Source organism: Pseudomonas sp. S3_G06 (genome assembly GCF_054667565.1).
The window spans coordinates 4,950,039-4,965,572 of record NZ_CP162738.1; the positions used below are offsets into that span (position 1 = coordinate 4,950,039).

The window sequence follows — 15,534 nt, forward strand, 5'->3', positions numbered from 1 at the left end:
ACACCATGACCACCCTGCGCATGACCCTCGCCGTGCTCGGCCTGAGCGCTGTTTCCAGCCTGGCGCTGGCCGCCGGCAATCCGCTGAGCGTGCACGTGCTCAACCTGGAAAACGGCCTGCCGTCACCGGGCATCAATGTCACCTTGGAAAAACACGTCGGCGAAAACTGGCAACCACTGGCCCAAGGCACCACCAACGAGCAAGGGCGGATCGCCGAGCTTTTCCCGGCCAAACAGCCTTTTGAAGCAGGTGAATACCGCGTGGTGTTCAAGACCGGCGAGTACTACCAGAAGATCAAGCACGAGACGTTCTTCCCGGAAATTCCGGTGATCTTTCAGGTCAAGCAGACAGATCAGCACTACCACATCCCGCTGCTGCTGAGCCCGTACGGTTTCTCGACCTATCGCGGGTCGTAAGATAAACACCGATCCTTTGTAGGAGTGAGCCTTTGTGGTGAGGGGTTTATCCCCGCTGGCGTGCGCAGCAGTCCCTTTTTCAGGGCCGCTGCGCGCCCCAGCGGGGATAAATCCCCTCGCCACAGGTGCCAGTTCCGACATTGGATCGGTTTCAGTTTTTAGATCGTGGCCAGGGCACGCAGTCTTGCGGCATCGAGGATTTCGATCTCGCCGTAAGCCAACCCGATAATCCCCTGCCCCTGCAGATCCTTGAGGATCTGATTGGTGGTCTGCCGCGACAGCGACAGCATCGCTGCCAACTGCTCCTGCGGCAGTTGCAGCACCCGACGCGGTGCGTCGAGTTCGCCGTAGCCTTCGGCGATCATCAGCAAGCGATGGGCCAGACGTGCCGGGGCTGGCAGCAGGCTCAGCTGTTCGAGATTGATGAAGGCCAGGCGCAATTTGTGGCTCATCAACAGCGCCAGATGCCGCCAGTACTGCGGCTGTTCGTCGAGCAATTTGAGCATCGTCGCCTGCGGGATATTCAGCAAGGTACACGGCCCGACCGCATAGGCGTCATGGGTGCGTGGCTGACCGTCGAACAGGCAGATTTCGCCGAACCAGTGCGGCGCCTCAACCAGACTCAACAACGCCTCCTTGCCTTGCTCGCTCACCGCGCCGATACGCACTGCGCCATCGAGCACCGCGTACAGACCGCACGGCGCATCGCCACGCTGGAACAGCCGTTGTCCCGCCGTCAGCCGCCGCTCCCGGGCCAGCGCCAGCAGGCTATCCTGAAAAGATGCAGGCAGATGACTGAACCACTGGCCGCTGAGCAACCGTGCACGAATTTGCATAACCACTCCTGGAGTGTCGCCTGCCCGACAGAGCGAACGCGGATCCCGAGGGATGATGCATTCAACCCCACTGGAGGAACAACAATGAAAAGCCTCGTCGACCACCTCAGTCAATACGCCGCCTACCACCGCGACCCGCGCAACATCGCCAGCCACTTTATCGGCATTCCGCTGATCGTGGTGGCGGTGGCGGTGCTGCTGTCACGGCCGCATTGGGAGCTGGGCGGGCTGTGGATATCTCCAGCCGTTGTGGTGGCGCTGGCCTCGGCGTGGTTTTACCTGCGTCTGGAGTTGAAGCTCGGTGTATTGATGACCGTACTGATGGGGCTGTCGGTGTGGGCCGGGCATGCACTGGCGCAACAGAGCACCCTGGTCTGGCTGAGCAGCGGCCTGGCGATGTTCGTGATCGGCTGGGTGATCCAGTTTGTCGGGCATCACTATGAAGGGCGCAAACCAGCATTTGTCGATGACATCAGCGGGCTGATTGTCGGGCCGTTGTTTGTCGTGGCCGAGCTGGCGTTCTTGCTCGGGCTGCGGCAGGAATTGAAACAAGAGATCGAGTTGCGGGCGGGGGTGGTGCGGGTCAATCCGAATCGCGCTGCTGTCTAGATCGTATTCGCGAACAGGCTCGCTCCCACATTTGGAATGAGTTTTCCCTGTGGGAGCGAGCCTGCTCGCGAAGCTTTTGCCTTTAAATATTGGCGACTTTCTGCCAGACCTTCGGCTTGAAGAACAAGGTCTCACCCTTGGCCAGACCGATCAGGCTGTCGTGATCCTTGACCACTTCCGCTTCGATCAGATCGGTCTGCCCCTCCACTTTCAAGGTCACCCGGGTAGTCGCGCCCAGCGGGCGGATATCGCGCACTTCAGCGGCGTGGTGATCTTCCAGCTCATGCTTGGACAACGATACTTCGTGCGGGCGGAACAGCACATGGTTGTCATCGCTCAGCAGCAAGCGGTTCGAGTCGCCGAGGAAGTGATAAACGAAGTCGCTGGCCGGGTTTTCGTAGACATCGCCCGGTGAGCCGATCTGCTCGATCACACCCTTGTTCATCACCACGATGCGGTCGGCGACTTCCATCGCTTCTTCCTGGTCGTGGGTCACGAACACCGAAGTCAGGTTGATATCTTCGTGCAGCCGCGCCAACCAGCGCCGCAGTTCCTTGCGCACCTTGGCGTCGAGGGCGCCGAACGGTTCATCCAGCAGCAGCACTTTCGGCTCCACCGCCAAAGCACGGGCCAGGGCGATACGCTGACGCTGGCCACCGGACAACTGCTCCGGGTAGCGATCCGACAGCCAGTCCAGTTGCACCATGTTCAGCAGTTCATGAACCTTGGTGGCGATCTGGCTTTCGCTCGGGCGCTGGTTTTTCGGTTTCATGCGCAGGCCGAACGCGACGTTGTCGAACACCGTCATGTGGCGGAACAAGGCGTAATGCTGGAACACGAAACCAACGTTACGATCACGCACGTCGTGGCCGGAAACGTCCTCGCCGTGAAAAACGATGTTGCCCTGATCCGGGGTTTCCAGACCGGCAATAATGCGCAGCAAGGTGGTTTTGCCACAGCCCGACGGGCCAAGCAGCGCGACCAGCTCACCGCTGTGGATATCCAGGCTGATGTTGTCCAGCGCCTTGAACGCGTTGAAATTCTTGCTGACGTTACGCACTTCGATCGACATGAATTATTCCTCCGCGGCGCTGGCGCGCAGGCGGTTGATACGGTTTTCGCTCCACTGCTTGAGCAGCAGGATGAAGAGCGCCAGGATCAGCAACAGGCTCGCCACGGCAAACGCGGCCACGTGGTTGTATTCGTTGTAGAGGATCTCGACGTGCAGCGGCAAGGTGTTGGTCACCCCGCGAATGTGCCCGGAAACCACCGACACCGCACCGAATTCACCCATGGCCCGCGCCGTACACAGCACCACGCCGTAAATCAGGCCCCACTTGATGTTGGGCACGGTGACGTGCCAGAACATCTGCCAGCCATTGGCCCCGAGCAGGCGCGCGGCCTCTTCTTCCTGGGTGCCTTGTTCCTGCATCAGCGGAATCAGCTCACGGGCCACGAACGGCACGGTGACGAAAATCGTCGCCAGCACAATGCCCGGCAGGGCGAAGACGATCTGGATGTCGTGATCCTGCAACCACGGCCCGAACAGGCCCTGAGCGCCGAACATCAGCACGTAGACCAGACCGGCAATCACCGGCGACACCGAGAACGGCAAGTCGATCAGCGTGACCAGCATGCTCTTGCCACGGAACGAGTATTTGCTCACGCACCATGCCGCACTGACGCCGAACACCAGGTTCAGCGGCACCGAGATCAGCACGGCGAACACGGTGAGTTTCAATGCCGAAAGCGCGTCCGGCTCAAAGATCGCGGTGAAGAACGCACCGAGGCCATTCTTCAAACCCTGCGACACCACGATGAACAACGGCAGCAGCAGAAACAGGAAAAAAATCAGCCAGCCAAGACCGATCAGGATTCTGCGCGAAGTGGCACTGCCACGGCGCGCAGCGTTGGCCGAAGAGGCGGCCGCAATGGACGATTGGGACATGTTCGCGCCTCCTTATGGCGTTTCGATGCGCCGCTGCAGCAAGTTGATCAGCAGCAACAGGATGAAGGAAACCACCAGCATCAGTACGCCAATGGCGGTAGCGCCGGTGTAATCGTACTGGTCGAGTTTGACCATGATCAGCAGCGGCAGGATCTCGGTTTTCATCGGCATGTTGCCGGCGATGAAAATCACCGAACCGTACTCGCCGACGCCACGCGCGAACGCCAGCGCAAAACCGGTCAGCCAGGCGGGCAGCAAGGCCGGCACCAGAATGTGGCGAAACACCTGCCATGGCTTCGCACCCAGGCACGCCGCCGCTTCTTCGACTTCACGGGGAATATCGGCCAGTACCGGTTGCACCGTGCGCACCACGAACGGCAGCGTGACGAAGGTCAGCGCGAGGGTGATGCCAAGCGGCGTGTAGGCGATCTTGAAACTAAGGTCGGCGGCGAACTGGCCGACCAGACCGGTCGGCGTATACAGCGCCGTCAGCGCGATACCTGCCACGGCGGTGGGCAAGGCGAACGGCAGATCGATCATCGCGTCGATCACCTTGCGCCCCGGGAACGTGTAGCGCACCAGCACCCACGCCAGTAGCGTGCCGATGATGCCATTGATGATCGCCGCACACAGTGCGGTGCCAAAGCTCAGCTTCAATGCCGCCAGCACCCGCGGCGCGGAAATGATCGTCCAGAACTGATCCCAGGTCAGCTGGGCGGCGTGGACGAACATCGCCGCCAGCGGGATGAGCACAATCAGGCTGAGGTACACCAAGGTGTAACCCAGCGTCAGCCCGAAGCCGGGTATGACGGGGGAGATACGACGCGACATAAAAGTCCCTGGTTGAAAACGCATCAATGTGGGAGTGAGCCCTGTGGTGAGGGGATTTATCCCCTCACCACAAAAGCTCAGTCCCACATGTCATGTGCCCAGACATCAGGCCGGTTGAAGGCGAGATTACTGCGCCTGATAAATCTGGTCGAACACGCCACCGTCGTTGAAGAACTTCGGCTGTGCGGATTTCCAACCGCCGAAGTCCTTGTCGATGGTCACCAGTTCCAGTTTCGGGAACTGCTGGGCGTACTTGGCCGCTACGTCCTTGTCACGTGGACGATAGAAGTTTTTCGCGGCAATTTCCTGGCCGGCCGGGCTGTACAGGTGCTTGAGATAAGCTTCGGCGATCTGCGCGTTACCCTTCTTCTCGGCGTTCTTGTCGACCACGGCCACTGGCGGTTCGGCGAGGATCGACAGCGACGGCACGACGATGTCGAACTTGTCTGCGCCGCCGTCTTCTTTCAGCGCCAGGAACGCTTCGTTTTCCCAGGCCAGCAACACGTCGCCCTGACCGTTGTTGACGAAGGTGATGGTCGAACCACGCGCGCCAGTGTCGAGGATCGGCACATGCTTGAACAGGGTTTGTACATACTCTTTGGCCTTGGCTTCATCACCACCGTTGGCTTTCAGGCCATAGGCCCACGCGGCGAGGAAGTTCCAGCGCGCACCGCCCGAGGTTTTCGGGTTCGGCGTGATCACCGAGACGTCATTCTCGACCAGATCGCCCCAGTCCTTGATGCCTTTCGGGTTGCCCTTGCGCACCAGGAACACGATGGTCGAGGTGTACGGCGTGCTCGCTTCCGGCAGACGCTTCTGCCAGTCGGCCGGCAGGCTCTTGCCGAGCTTGGCGATTTCATCGATGTCACCGGCCAGAGCCAGGGTCACCACGTCAGCGCGCAGACCGTCGATCACTGCACGGCCCTGCTTGCCCGAACCGCCATGTGACTGCTGGATTTTCACCGTGTCGCCGGCATGATCCTGCTGCCAGAACTTGATGAATTCGGCGTTGTATTCCTGATACAGCTCCCGCGTCGGGTCATACGACACGTTGAGCAGCTCGTAATCCTTGGCAACGGCGGAACCGGCAAACACGGTACTGGCCAGCGCGGCCAAAGCATAACGGCGAATCGACGACATGGTGAAAGCTCCTGGAATTCCTGGTGGTGGCTTGTTCTTATGTATTGCTGGAATCGGGTCCCGTTGAAAGATCGCCGCCTTCGCCAGCTCCTGCACACAGCCCCCTGTAGGAGCCGCCGCAGGCTGCGATCTTTTGATTTCAGCCCGGTTGTTTACCGGGTTGCTGCAAACGGAATTTCTCTTTGCGTTCGATCTGTACGACTTGCGCGTTGTGCACAGTGATCTCCACCGCGCCGAACCGCAGATCGCGCAGGGCGCTCTGGATTTCCCGCAAGATGGTGCTTTCGTCCTGACCGTCAACGCTGCGAAGGGATGCGCTCATGGTGCTGCTCCTTTGAAGGGGATTTGCCTGGCAGTGGGCGGCACTGCGTTCGGCGTGGGAGCAATATAAGAGAGGCATGGATATTCTTAAAAAGACTATTTAAGAATGTTTATATAACCAAAAAATAATATGAGAGAGAGCAAGGGTTTGCACTGATTTGAAATCGTTACGAGACTTGTGGCGAGGGGATTTATCCCCGTTGGGTCGCGAAGCGACCCCAAAAAAATGGGACTGCTACGCAGTCCAACGGGGATAAATCCCCTCACCACAAGGTCGGTAATAGCCAGATAGGTCTTTTCAGCCAATCAATGGCGTTTTCGCCCAATCAAGCCGATCCGCAGACACCGGCCGCCCAAACCAGTAGCCCTGCCCCAGATCGCATTCCTGCGCCAACAGGAATGTCGCCTGCTCAGCCTGCTCGATCCCCTCGGCATGCACCTGCATACCCATGCTCCGCGCCAGCGCGATGATCACCCGGACAATCGCCACGTCATCCTCATCCCACGGCAACCCGGCGACGAAGCCCTGATCAATCTTGAGTTTCTGCACCGGCAGGCGCTTGAGCCGCAGCAACGACGAATAGCCGGTGCCGAAATCATCGATGGCCAGACGCACACCCAGCTCGCGCAAGCGATGCATCTGTTCCAGCGCCACTTCCGGATCATCCATCACCGCGCTTTCGGTAACTTCCAGTTCCAAATACGCCGGATCCAGCCCCGTGTCGTGCAGCACCTGCGCCACCTGCTGATAAAGCTCACGCCGGGCAAACAGCCGCGAGGAGACATTCACCGCGACGAACGCCAGCATTACACCGCTCTGCTGCCATTGGCACATCTGCCGGCAGGCCTGCTGCATCACCCAGGCATCGATCTCGGCGATCAGCCCGGTACGCTCGGCAATCGGAATGAATTCTGCCGGTGACACCAGACCGCGCTGTGGATGCTGCCAACGCACCAGTGCCTCCACGCCGATCAGACGGCTGCTGTGCAGGTCATGCACCGGTTGGTAGTAGACGCGCAACTCCTCCTGCTCCAGTGCACGGCGCAGCTCGAAGGCGATTTCGACCCGTTGCTGGGCATGGGCGGTCAGTTCTTCGGTGTACAGCGCGTAGCCATTGCGTCCGCTGCTTTTGGCCTTGAACAGCGCGCTGTCGGCATTGCGTAACAACTGCTCGGCGCTCAAGGCGTCGCTGGGGAACAGGCTGATACCGATGCTTGCGTTGATGAACAGTTGATTGCCATCTACCAGCACCGGCTCCTTCAACGCGTCCAGAGTCCGTTGCGCCAGCGCGGCGGCCTGGGCCGGCTGTGGACAACTTTCCGCGAGTACCGCGAACTCGTCACCGCCGAGCCGTGCGAGGGTGATGCCGGGGCCGAACAATGCCTGCAACCGCGTCGCCACCGCTTTGAGCAATCGGTCACCGACGTTATGGCCAAGGCTGTCGTTGATCATCTTGAAATGATCCAGATCGAGCATCAGCAGCGCGCAGCCACGCTTGTGTGTCTGCGCGGAAGACAACGCCTGCTCGGCGCGGTCGCTGAACAGCAGGCGATTGGGCAGATCGGTCAACGGATCGTGATGCGCCAGGTGTTTGAGTTCGGACTCGGAATCCTTGATCGCACTGATATCGGAAAACACCGCCACGTAATGGCTGAGCCGGCCGAAATCATCGTGAATCACCCGAATGGTCTGCCACTGTGGATAAATCTCGCCGGTCTTGCGCCGGTTCCAGATCTCGCCGCTCCATTCACCTTCAGCCTCAAGGGTGGCGAACATCGCCTGATAGAAGCCCGGCGGATGATGACCGGACTTGAACAGACTGGGCTGCTGGCCGATGACTTCGTCGCGCCGATAACCGGTGATCTCGATAAAGGCGCGGTTGACGTGGACGATCAGGCCCCGGTGATCGGTAACCAGCACACCTTCGCGGGTGCAATCGAACACGGCGGCAGCCTGACGCAGGCGCTCACGGTCGCTGTGGCGCTCGCGCAGGCGGGCACCGATGCCGAGAAACCGACACAGCCGCGCCCGCGCGAGAAAAATCAGCCCGGCACTGAGCGCTGCCAGCAAATAACCGTTGATCAGTTGCCAGCGGGCCAGCGCACTGGAGTCATCGAAGAATCTGCTTAATAAATGATCGGAAACCTGCAGCCACACGGCGGCGAGTACGAGGTAGAGCAGCGCTGCACGCAAGGCATCGCGGTAAGTCGCAGACATTCGGTCGTCCATGTCCCTACAAAAAGGTTGGAATTATAAGTCAAGAAACATTCAGCGACTTCTTATCTGAAAGGGCGACTGGTTTTATCTGTGTGCTTAGTGATAATGCAACTGCTGTTTTTATCTTTATCGAGGGCCCTATAGCCTATGTGGTACGAAGGTTTTCTTGGCTTGTCGGCCTGGTCACTGGTCGCGGTCACTCTGCTGATGACCCATGTGACGATTGTTGCCGTCACGGTCTATCTGCACCGTTACTCGGCCCACCGCTCGCTCGAGCTGAATGCGGGTCTCAAGCACTTTTTCCGTTTCTGGCTGTGGCTGACCACGGCGCAGAACACCCGCGAGTGGACCGCCATCCACCGCAAACATCACGCCAAATGCGAAACCGAAGATGACCCGCACAGCCCGGTCATCAAGGGCCTGTCCACCGTGCTGCGCACCGGCGCCGAGCTGTATCGCAGCGAAGCGCAGAACCCGGAAACCCTGCGCATCTACGGCAAGAACTGCCCGGAAGACTGGATCGAACGCAACGTCTACAGCCGCTATCCGCTGCTGGGCGTGGCGATCATGGGCGTGATCGACCTGCTGCTGTTCGGCACCATCGGCATCACCATCTGGGCGATCCAGATGATGTGGATTCCGGTGTGGGCCGCTGGCGTGATCAACGGTCTGGGCCATGCCGTCGGCTACCGCAACTTCGAATGCCGTGACGCGGCGACCAATCTGGTGCCGTGGGGCATCCTGATCGGCGGCGAAGAGCTGCACAACAACCATCACACCTACCCAAACTCGGCCAAGCTGTCGGTCAAGAAGTGGGAATTCGACTTGGGCTGGGCGTGGATCAAGGTCTTCTGCTTCCTGCGTCTGGCCAAGGTGCAGCGGGTCGCACCGATTGCCCACCGCGTCGAAGGCAAGGGCAGCCTGGACATGGACACCGCCATGGCGATCCTCAACAACCGCTTCCAGATCATGGCCCAGTACCGCAAATTGGTGATCGGCCCGCTGGTCAAGCAAGAGCTGGCCAAGGTCGATCATTCGGTGCGCCACCAGTTCCACCGGGCCAAACGCCTGCTGTCGCGGGAAACCAGCCTGCTGGAAGACCGTCATCACCTGCGCATCCAGACCATGCTCGAACACAGCCAGGCGTTGAAAGTCATTTACGAAAAACGCCTGGCTTTGCAGCAGATCTGGGTCAAGACCAGCTCCAATGGCCACGACATGCTCGCCGCCATCAAGGAATGGATTCACGAGGCCGAGGCCAGTGGCATCCAGTCGTTGCGTGACTTTGCTGATCAGCTGAAAACCTACTCGCTGCGTCCTGCGACTGCCTGACCTGCAACGAGGCTGCGATCTCGAAGATCGCAGCCTCGTTGCGCTCTTCGGTTCCTGCACCTCGCCGCCCGGCGGGACTCGGTAATGGCCGGGAACTTCGCCGAAAATCCCCTATCTCAAAGACACTTCGCCATTCCGGCGGGTTGTCCTGTGGCCGTTGTCGACATTGCGGCGCGCCCTTTGAGATTTGTGCCGATGGTCAACAACAACCAGAAAGACACATCCTTCACCCAATGGCCTGAGGCCGCGCAAACGCTGATGGCGCTGATGCACGCGCAAGGCGAAGTTGCGCGCCTGAGCGAGCGCGAACAACTGATCAGTTCGCTGCTGGTCAGCGTCAACGCCGTGCTCTGGGCTTTCAACTGGGAAACCCGACAGGTTTTGTACGTCAGCCCGGCCTATGAACGGATCTTCGGCCGTTCCGCCGCGCTTGTGCTGGCTGACTACAACCAATGGCGCGACAGCATTTATCCCGACGATCTGGAGTACGCCGAGCAGAGCCTCGCCGAAGTCCTGCACCGAGGTGCGGTGGAAGATCGCGAGTACCGCATCATCGCGGCCGATGGCCAGGTGCGCTGGCTCAGCGACAAATGCTTTATCAATCGCCAGGACGAGCCCGGGCAGCCGGTGATCATCGTCGGCATCGCCGAAGACATCACCGACAAAAAACACATGGAAACCGAGCTGCAACGCTTGGCCACCACCGATGTGCTGACGCAAAGCAGCAACCGCCGCCACTTCTTCGAATGCGCCCACCGCGAGTTCGCTGAGGCCCGCCGCCAAGGCACGCCGCTGGCCTTCCTGCTGCTGGACATCGACGACTTCAAAATGATCAACGACAGCTACGGCCACCCCGAGGGCGACAATGTGCTGCAACGGATCGCCGAATGCGGGCGCGGCTCATTGCGCCGTGGCGACCTGTTCGGGCGGATTGGTGGTGAGGAGTTCGCTGCGGTGTTTCCTGGCTGTGCACCGGAGATGGCGGTGCAAGTGGCGGAGCGCCTGCAACAGGAGATCCAGCGACTGCGCTTCAACCACGACGGCCAAGCATTCAGCATCACCGTAAGCCAGGGCCTGACCAACCTCACCGACGAAGACAAGAGCCTGGACAGCCTGTTCGCCCGCGCGGATGCCGCGATGTACGAGGCGAAACGGCAGGGCAAGAACCGGATCATTGCGGCCTGACCCGTATTTTTGTGGCTGCCGCAATTCCTGTGAGAGCGGGCTTGCCTGCCATGAGGCCTGTACCTTCAACAAAAATGTTGCCTGCGCTGGCGCCTTCGCGAACAGGCTCGCTCCCGCATCGGAATGTGGTGATCTGTCATTTGCGCATCCGCATCAACTCCGGCAGCCCGATCTTGAGCAACCGCGCCGTCCGGCTCTTCGCCAGCTCCTCGACACCTTCATGCTCGGTCAGCCGCGCCATCTGCGCGGCCATGTGCATCACCAGCGCCTCGCGACTGTAAACGCCACCACCGAGCTGGTAGGCCGAAGCAATTAACTCGCGCAACTCCAGCGGCAGACGCCAGCGGGTGCGCAATGCCGAGCCATAAGAAGCGCCAAACTTCGCCAACGCTTCACCGACCTCCTCCAACTCGTCCAGCTCGCCGCCGGCCTGCTGCCATTCCTGCAAGCAGCGCAGCAGCGCCAGATCGCCGAGCCGATGCAGCATGCCCGCGCAATAGCAGCGCTCCTGATCCAGATCGAGCAGGCGCGCCAGCGTGCGGGCGTATTCCGCCGTGTGCAGTGACAGCCCCCAATAGCGCTCGGCGTAATCCGCCAGGCATGGATCGCTGAGCCGCGCGCTGCGTTTGAGCGCCAGGCCGAGAATCAGGTTCATGCTCTGCCCGGTGCCGAGTCGGTGCAGCGCCTGGGCCAGGGTTTGCACCGGCGCGCCGTAGTGTTGCGCAGCACTGTTGGCGGCTGCGATCAGCACGGCGGTAATCTGCGGATCGGTGCGGACCTCTTCTTCCAGCAGTTTGAGGTCCAGCCCCTCGGGATTGAGGCTGCGCTTGACCGCCACTTGCACGTCGGTCATCAGCGGCGCGCCATCGGCCTGCTCGCGACGCCGCTCAAGGAACACCGACAGGGTCATGCCCGGCGCCAGTGCCGGCACTTCGCAAACCACCGCTTCGCCAGCGTTGAGCAGCAATCCCTGCAAGCGCTCGGTCAGGCCTTCCATGTTCAACGGTTTGGTCAGGTACGCCGTCGGCGCCAGCGGAATCGCTTCGCGCACGCTGGCGCTGTCGTTGCGGCTGCTCATCAGAATGAACGGCAGCGGCGGATTGCGTTTGCGCTGGCGGACGCTGCGCAGCACATGCAATCCGTCGATGCCAGGCAGCTCCCAATCGACGATGGCCAAGTCATAGGGCACCTCGCTGAGCAACGACATTGCCTGCTGGCCATCGGCACACAAATCCAGGCGCGCATCGCAGCGCACATTGAGCAGCACTTGTTTGAGCAGGTCACGGGACCAGGGATCGGCCTCGGCAATCAACACCCGGGGTACGGCGGGTAAATCAACGGCAGTCATGCGCGCTCTCCTTGCAATGCCTGAACCTTAGCCAATGCTGGCGATTCGATACAGCGCAAACCCGTCCGATGTGTTTCAAGGAGCGAAAAAAACCCGCCGAAGCGGGTTTTTGTCGAGCGGGTCACAGCAATGGATCAGAGTTCAGAGAAGCACTCTTCGATGATCGCCAGGCCTTTGTCCAGTTGCTCGTCCGGCGACGTCAGCGGAACCAGCACACGCAGCACGTTACCGTAAGTGCCGCAGGACAGCAGGATCAGGCCCTTGTCACGCGCCTTGGCCACCACAGCAGCCACGGCAGTCGGGTTCGGCTTGTGGCTGTCGCCGTTTTCGAACAGCTCGACCGCGATCATTGCGCCCAGCGCACGCACTTCACCGATGACCGGGTACTTGGCCTGAATCGCCTTCAAACCGGTGACCAGGCGCTCGCCGACAGCCTTGCAGCGGTCCAGCAGTTGCTCTTCTTCAAACACTTCCATGACTGCCAGCGCAGCGGCGCAAGCGATCGGGCTTCCGGCGTAGGTGCCGCCCAGGCCGCCCGGAGCAATGGCGTCCATGTATTCGGCCTTGCCGCACACGCCGGCCAGCGGGAAGCCGCCAGCGATGGACTTGGCGAAAGTGGTCAGATCGGCGGCAACGCCCATCTGTTCCATGGCGAAGAAAGTACCGGTACGGCCAGCGCCGGTCTGCACTTCGTCAGCGATCAGCAGGATGCCGTGCTGGTCGCACAAAGCGCGCAGACGCTTCATGAATTCCTTCGGCGCGACGTAGAAACCACCTTCGCCCTGCACCGGCTCGATGATGATTGCAGCGATGTCTTTTGGCTCGGCATCGTTCTTGAAAATGCGCTCGATCGAAGCGATCGAATCGTCGGTGCTCACGCCGTGCAGTTCGTTCGGGTACAGCGCGCGGAAGATGCCGCCTGGCATCAGGCCCATGCCGGCCGAGTACGGCACGACTTTACCGGTCAGACCCAAAGTCATCATGGTACGACCGTGGTAAGCGCCGGTGAACGCGATCACGCCGGCACGGCCAGTAGCGGCACGGGCGATCTTCACGGCGTTTTCAACGGCTTCGGAACCGGTGGTAACCAGCAGGGTTTTCTTGGCGAAGTCACCCGGAACCTTGGCGTTGATTTTTTCGCACAGCTCAACGTACGGTTCGTAAGCCAGCACCTGGAAGCAGGTGTGGGTCAGCTTGTTCAGCTGTTCAGTCACGGCGGCGATGATTTTCGGGTGCACGTGGCCGGTGTTCAGTACGGCGATGCCGCCGGCGAAGTCGATGAACTCGCGACCTTCAACGTCGGTCACGGTGGCGTTCTTCGCGGACTCGGCGAAGATCGGGTGAATCTGGCCAACACCACGTGGAACAGCTGCGGTACGACGGGCCATCAGTTCAGCGTTAGTCTTGCTCATTACAGTCCTCATTCGCCGCTCATCGGGCGGCGTGGTTCAAGGATGAAGCGGGAGGAATCGGCGGTGGCAGCATGCGATGATCGACTGCCACGGCGTTCCCGGCCGCAGAGAAAATTCCTGTTTGAAACGACGCAAAGGGACAGCGCTCTCGTGCCCTTTGCGTTTGCAGCAATCCCTTTCCCGGCTTAGATGCCCAGGCAGAGGTATTTGATTTCCAGGTAATCTTCGATGCCGTACTTGGAGCCTTCACGGCCCAGGCCCGAAGCCTTGATGCCGCCAAACGGCGCGACTTCGTTGGAGATCAGCCCGGTGTTGACGCCGACCATGCCGTATTCCAGCGCTTCGGCGACACGGAACACACGGCCGAGGTCACGCGCGTAGAAGTAAGAAGCCAGACCGAATTCGGTGTCGTTGGACATGGCGATCACTTCGGCTTCGTCTTTGAAGCGGAACAGCGGCGCCAGCGGACCGAAGGTTTCTTCCTTGGCCACGGCCGCGTTTTTCGGCACGTTGGTCAGGATGGTCGGCTCGAAGAAATTGCCTTCCATCGCCTTGCCGCCCGCCAGTACGGTGGCGCCTTTGCTTACGGCGTCAGCGATGTGTTCCTGAACCTTGGCCACCGCTTTTTCGTCGATCAGCGGGCCGGTGGTGGTGCCGTCTTCCAGACCGTTGCCGATCTTCAGTTTGGCCACAGCCACTTTCAGCTTCTCGGCGAACGCATCGTAGACCGCGTCCTGAATGTACAGACGGTTGGCGCAGACGCAGGTCTGGCCGTTGTTGCGGTACTTGGAAATGATCGCGCCTTCGACGGCCTTATCCAGATCGGCGTCGTCGAACACGATGAACGGCGCGTTGCCGCCCAGTTCCAGCGAGACTTTCTTGATGTCCTTGGCGCATTCGGCCATCAACTGGCGACCGATTTCGGTCGAGCCGGTGAAGGACAGTTTGCGCACGATCGGGTTGCTGGTCAGCTCGCTGCCGATGTCGCCGGCGCTGCCGGACACCACGCTGAACACGCCCGCAGGAATGCCCGCACGCTGGGCCAGCTCGGCCAGGGCGAAAGCGGAAAATGGAGTTTGCGAAGCCGGCTTGAGCACCATGGTGCAACCGGCGGCCAGTGCTGGGCCGGCCTTGCGAGTGATCATTGCTGCCGGGAAGTTCCACGGAGTGATCGCAGCGGTGACGCCGATCGGCTGCTTGATGACGATCAGGCGCTTGTCCGGCTGATGGCCCGGAATCACATCACCGTAGATGCGCTTGGCTTCTTCGGCGAACCACTCGATGAAAGATGCGGCGTAAACGATTTCGCCCTTGGCTTCGGCCAGCGGCTTGCCTTGCTCGAGTGTCATCAGGCGCGCGAGGTCGTCCTGGTTCTCGATCATCAGTTCGAACCAGCGACGCAGCTTGCCGGCACGCTCTTTAGCGGTCAGTGCACGCCAGGCCGGCAGCGCTTTGTCAGCAGCTTCAATGGCACGGCGGGTTTCAGCGGCGCCCATCTTCGGCACGGTGCCGAGGATTTCGCCGGTGGCCGGGTTGTTGACCTTGATCGTCTGACCGTTGTCGGCATCGACCCAAGCGCCATCGATGAAGGCTTGCTGGCGAAACAACTGGGTGTCTTTAAGCTGCATGTCGGCTTTCCTTAACAGCACCGCGGCCTGCGCGGAGCAAATTATGATTGTAGAAAGGCGCCTCGCAAGGCTGCCGTCAGGGAAATCAGTGAGCGGATTGTGGCGCGTCTACAGTGCACGACCGGGCGCACCTGCGCTGCAACATCCCGTCAAAGAGCGTTTGAAATCTCAAACGGATCGTAGGTTCAAAGGGGGTAAAGGACAATAGGTCGTTCGAAAAAAAGAACAAAAATGCCGTTTTTCAGATCAACGCACCCAATACCCTTGCCGCAGGAAAAACCTTAGATCACCCCCGGCAAAGCGCCAAGCG

The 15,534-nt window shown here is 60.3% G+C and carries 14 protein-coding genes; 4 read left to right on the plus strand and 10 right to left on the minus strand.

Annotated features, from left to right (window positions below):
* The first annotated feature begins 5 nt into the window (after positions 1–5).
* Positions 6–416 (plus strand): hydroxyisourate hydrolase, encoded by a 411-nt coding sequence (gene uraH / locus AB4N47_RS22085; RefSeq protein WP_039756340.1) that lies wholly within the window; start codon positions 6–8, stop codon positions 414–416.
* Between the two features lie 158 nt (positions 417–574).
* On the opposite strand, the gene AB4N47_RS22090 is transcribed toward uraH, so the two are convergent.
* The gene (locus tag AB4N47_RS22090) at positions 575–1,252 is read right to left on the minus strand and encodes a Crp/Fnr family transcriptional regulator (RefSeq protein ID WP_024011137.1); all 678 of its coding nucleotides are present in this window, start codon (positions 1,250–1,252) and stop codon (positions 575–577) included.
* An 84-nt stretch (positions 1,253–1,336) separates the two neighbouring features.
* Here AB4N47_RS22090 and AB4N47_RS22095 point away from each other — a divergent pair, with 84 nt between their 5' ends.
* On the plus strand, positions 1,337–1,861 hold the full coding sequence (locus tag AB4N47_RS22095) for an Mpo1 family 2-hydroxy fatty acid dioxygenase (RefSeq protein ID WP_341638335.1): 525 nt from the start codon (positions 1,337–1,339) through the stop codon (positions 1,859–1,861).
* Between the two features lie 82 nt (positions 1,862–1,943).
* Here AB4N47_RS22095 and AB4N47_RS22100 read toward each other — a convergent pair whose 3' ends face one another.
* From AB4N47_RS22100 to dibA, 6 genes are all read right to left on the minus strand, one after another.
* On the minus strand, positions 1,944–2,933 hold the full coding sequence (locus AB4N47_RS22100) for a sulfate/molybdate ABC transporter ATP-binding protein (protein WP_056786991.1): 990 nt from the start codon (positions 2,931–2,933) through the stop codon (positions 1,944–1,946).
* A 3-nt stretch (positions 2,934–2,936) separates the two neighbouring features.
* Positions 2,937–3,809: a sulfate ABC transporter permease subunit CysW gene (cysW, locus tag AB4N47_RS22105; protein ID WP_007917679.1), complete on the minus strand. Its 873-nt coding sequence runs from the start codon at positions 3,807–3,809 to the stop codon at positions 2,937–2,939.
* 12 nt (positions 3,810–3,821) lie between these two features.
* Positions 3,822–4,640, minus strand: coding sequence for a sulfate ABC transporter permease subunit CysT (gene cysT, locus AB4N47_RS22110; RefSeq protein WP_341638334.1), 819 nt, complete (start codon positions 4,638–4,640; stop codon positions 3,822–3,824).
* Positions 4,641–4,766: 126 nt separating this feature from the next.
* Positions 4,767–5,780 carry a sulfate ABC transporter substrate-binding protein gene (locus AB4N47_RS22115; protein WP_341638333.1) on the minus strand — a complete coding sequence of 338 codons (1,014 nt, stop codon included), beginning with the start codon at positions 5,778–5,780 and terminating at the stop codon, positions 4,767–4,769.
* Positions 5,781–5,919: 139 nt separating this feature from the next.
* A complete protein-coding gene (oscA, locus tag AB4N47_RS22120; protein ID WP_007917682.1) occupies positions 5,920–6,102 on the minus strand; it encodes a sulfur starvation response protein OscA in 183 nt (60 codons plus the stop codon).
* Positions 6,103–6,399: 297 nt separating this feature from the next.
* Positions 6,400–8,319, minus strand: coding sequence for a phosphodiesterase DibA (gene dibA, locus AB4N47_RS22125; protein ID WP_341638332.1), 1,920 nt, complete (start codon positions 8,317–8,319; stop codon positions 6,400–6,402).
* Between the two features lie 147 nt (positions 8,320–8,466).
* Between dibA and desA the strand changes: the two genes are divergently transcribed.
* On the plus strand, positions 8,467–9,651 hold the full coding sequence (gene desA / locus AB4N47_RS22130; RefSeq protein WP_122508377.1) for a delta-9 fatty acid desaturase DesA: 1,185 nt from the start codon (positions 8,467–8,469) through the stop codon (positions 9,649–9,651).
* 195 nt (positions 9,652–9,846) lie between these two features.
* A complete protein-coding gene (locus tag AB4N47_RS22135) occupies positions 9,847–10,836 on the plus strand; it encodes a GGDEF domain-containing protein (RefSeq protein WP_341638331.1) in 990 nt (329 codons plus the stop codon).
* Positions 10,837–10,972: 136 nt separating this feature from the next.
* Here AB4N47_RS22135 and AB4N47_RS22140 read toward each other — a convergent pair whose 3' ends face one another.
* The 3 genes from AB4N47_RS22140 to gabD all read right to left on the minus strand — a co-directional run bounded on the left by AB4N47_RS22140 (position 10,973) and on the right by gabD (position 15,224).
* Positions 10,973–12,184, minus strand: coding sequence for a response regulator (locus AB4N47_RS22140; protein WP_016772250.1), 1,212 nt, complete (start codon positions 12,182–12,184; stop codon positions 10,973–10,975).
* A 134-nt stretch (positions 12,185–12,318) separates the two neighbouring features.
* Positions 12,319–13,596: a 4-aminobutyrate--2-oxoglutarate transaminase gene (gene gabT / locus AB4N47_RS22145; RefSeq protein ID WP_341638330.1), complete on the minus strand. Its 1,278-nt coding sequence runs from the start codon at positions 13,594–13,596 to the stop codon at positions 12,319–12,321.
* A gap of 185 nt (positions 13,597–13,781) precedes the next feature.
* Entirely contained in the window at positions 13,782–15,224 is a 1,443-nt protein-coding gene (gabD, locus tag AB4N47_RS22150) for an NADP-dependent succinate-semialdehyde dehydrogenase (RefSeq protein ID WP_024011131.1), read from the minus strand.
* Positions 15,225–15,534 lie beyond the last annotated feature (310 nt).

Bases quoted from the DNA above. Each gene is read 5' to 3' on its own strand.
- uraH (WP_039756340.1), top strand. From the start codon at position 6: ATGACCACCCTGCGCATGACCCTCGCCGTGCTCGGCCTGAGCGCTGTT.
- AB4N47_RS22090 (WP_024011137.1), bottom strand. From the start codon at position 1,252: ATGCAAATTCGTGCACGGTTGCTCAGCGGCCAGTGGTTCAGTCATCTG.
- AB4N47_RS22095 (WP_341638335.1), top strand. From the start codon at position 1,337: ATGAAAAGCCTCGTCGACCACCTCAGTCAATACGCCGCCTACCACCGC.
- AB4N47_RS22100 (WP_056786991.1), bottom strand. From the start codon at position 2,933: ATGTCGATCGAAGTGCGTAACGTCAGCAAGAATTTCAACGCGTTCAAG.
- cysW (WP_007917679.1), bottom strand. From the start codon at position 3,809: ATGTCCCAATCGTCCATTGCGGCCGCCTCTTCGGCCAACGCTGCGCGC.
- cysT (WP_341638334.1), bottom strand. From the start codon at position 4,640: ATGTCGCGTCGTATCTCCCCCGTCATACCCGGCTTCGGGCTGACGCTG.
- AB4N47_RS22115 (WP_341638333.1), bottom strand. From the start codon at position 5,780: ATGTCGTCGATTCGCCGTTATGCTTTGGCCGCGCTGGCCAGTACCGTG.
- oscA (WP_007917682.1), bottom strand. From the start codon at position 6,102: ATGAGCGCATCCCTTCGCAGCGTTGACGGTCAGGACGAAAGCACCATC.
- dibA (WP_341638332.1), bottom strand. From the start codon at position 8,319: ATGTCTGCGACTTACCGCGATGCCTTGCGTGCAGCGCTGCTCTACCTC.
- desA (WP_122508377.1), top strand. From the start codon at position 8,467: ATGTGGTACGAAGGTTTTCTTGGCTTGTCGGCCTGGTCACTGGTCGCG.
- AB4N47_RS22135 (WP_341638331.1), top strand. From the start codon at position 9,847: ATGGTCAACAACAACCAGAAAGACACATCCTTCACCCAATGGCCTGAG.
- AB4N47_RS22140 (WP_016772250.1), bottom strand. From the start codon at position 12,184: ATGACTGCCGTTGATTTACCCGCCGTACCCCGGGTGTTGATTGCCGAG.
- gabT (WP_341638330.1), bottom strand. From the start codon at position 13,596: ATGAGCAAGACTAACGCTGAACTGATGGCCCGTCGTACCGCAGCTGTT.
- gabD (WP_024011131.1), bottom strand. From the start codon at position 15,224: ATGCAGCTTAAAGACACCCAGTTGTTTCGCCAGCAAGCCTTCATCGAT.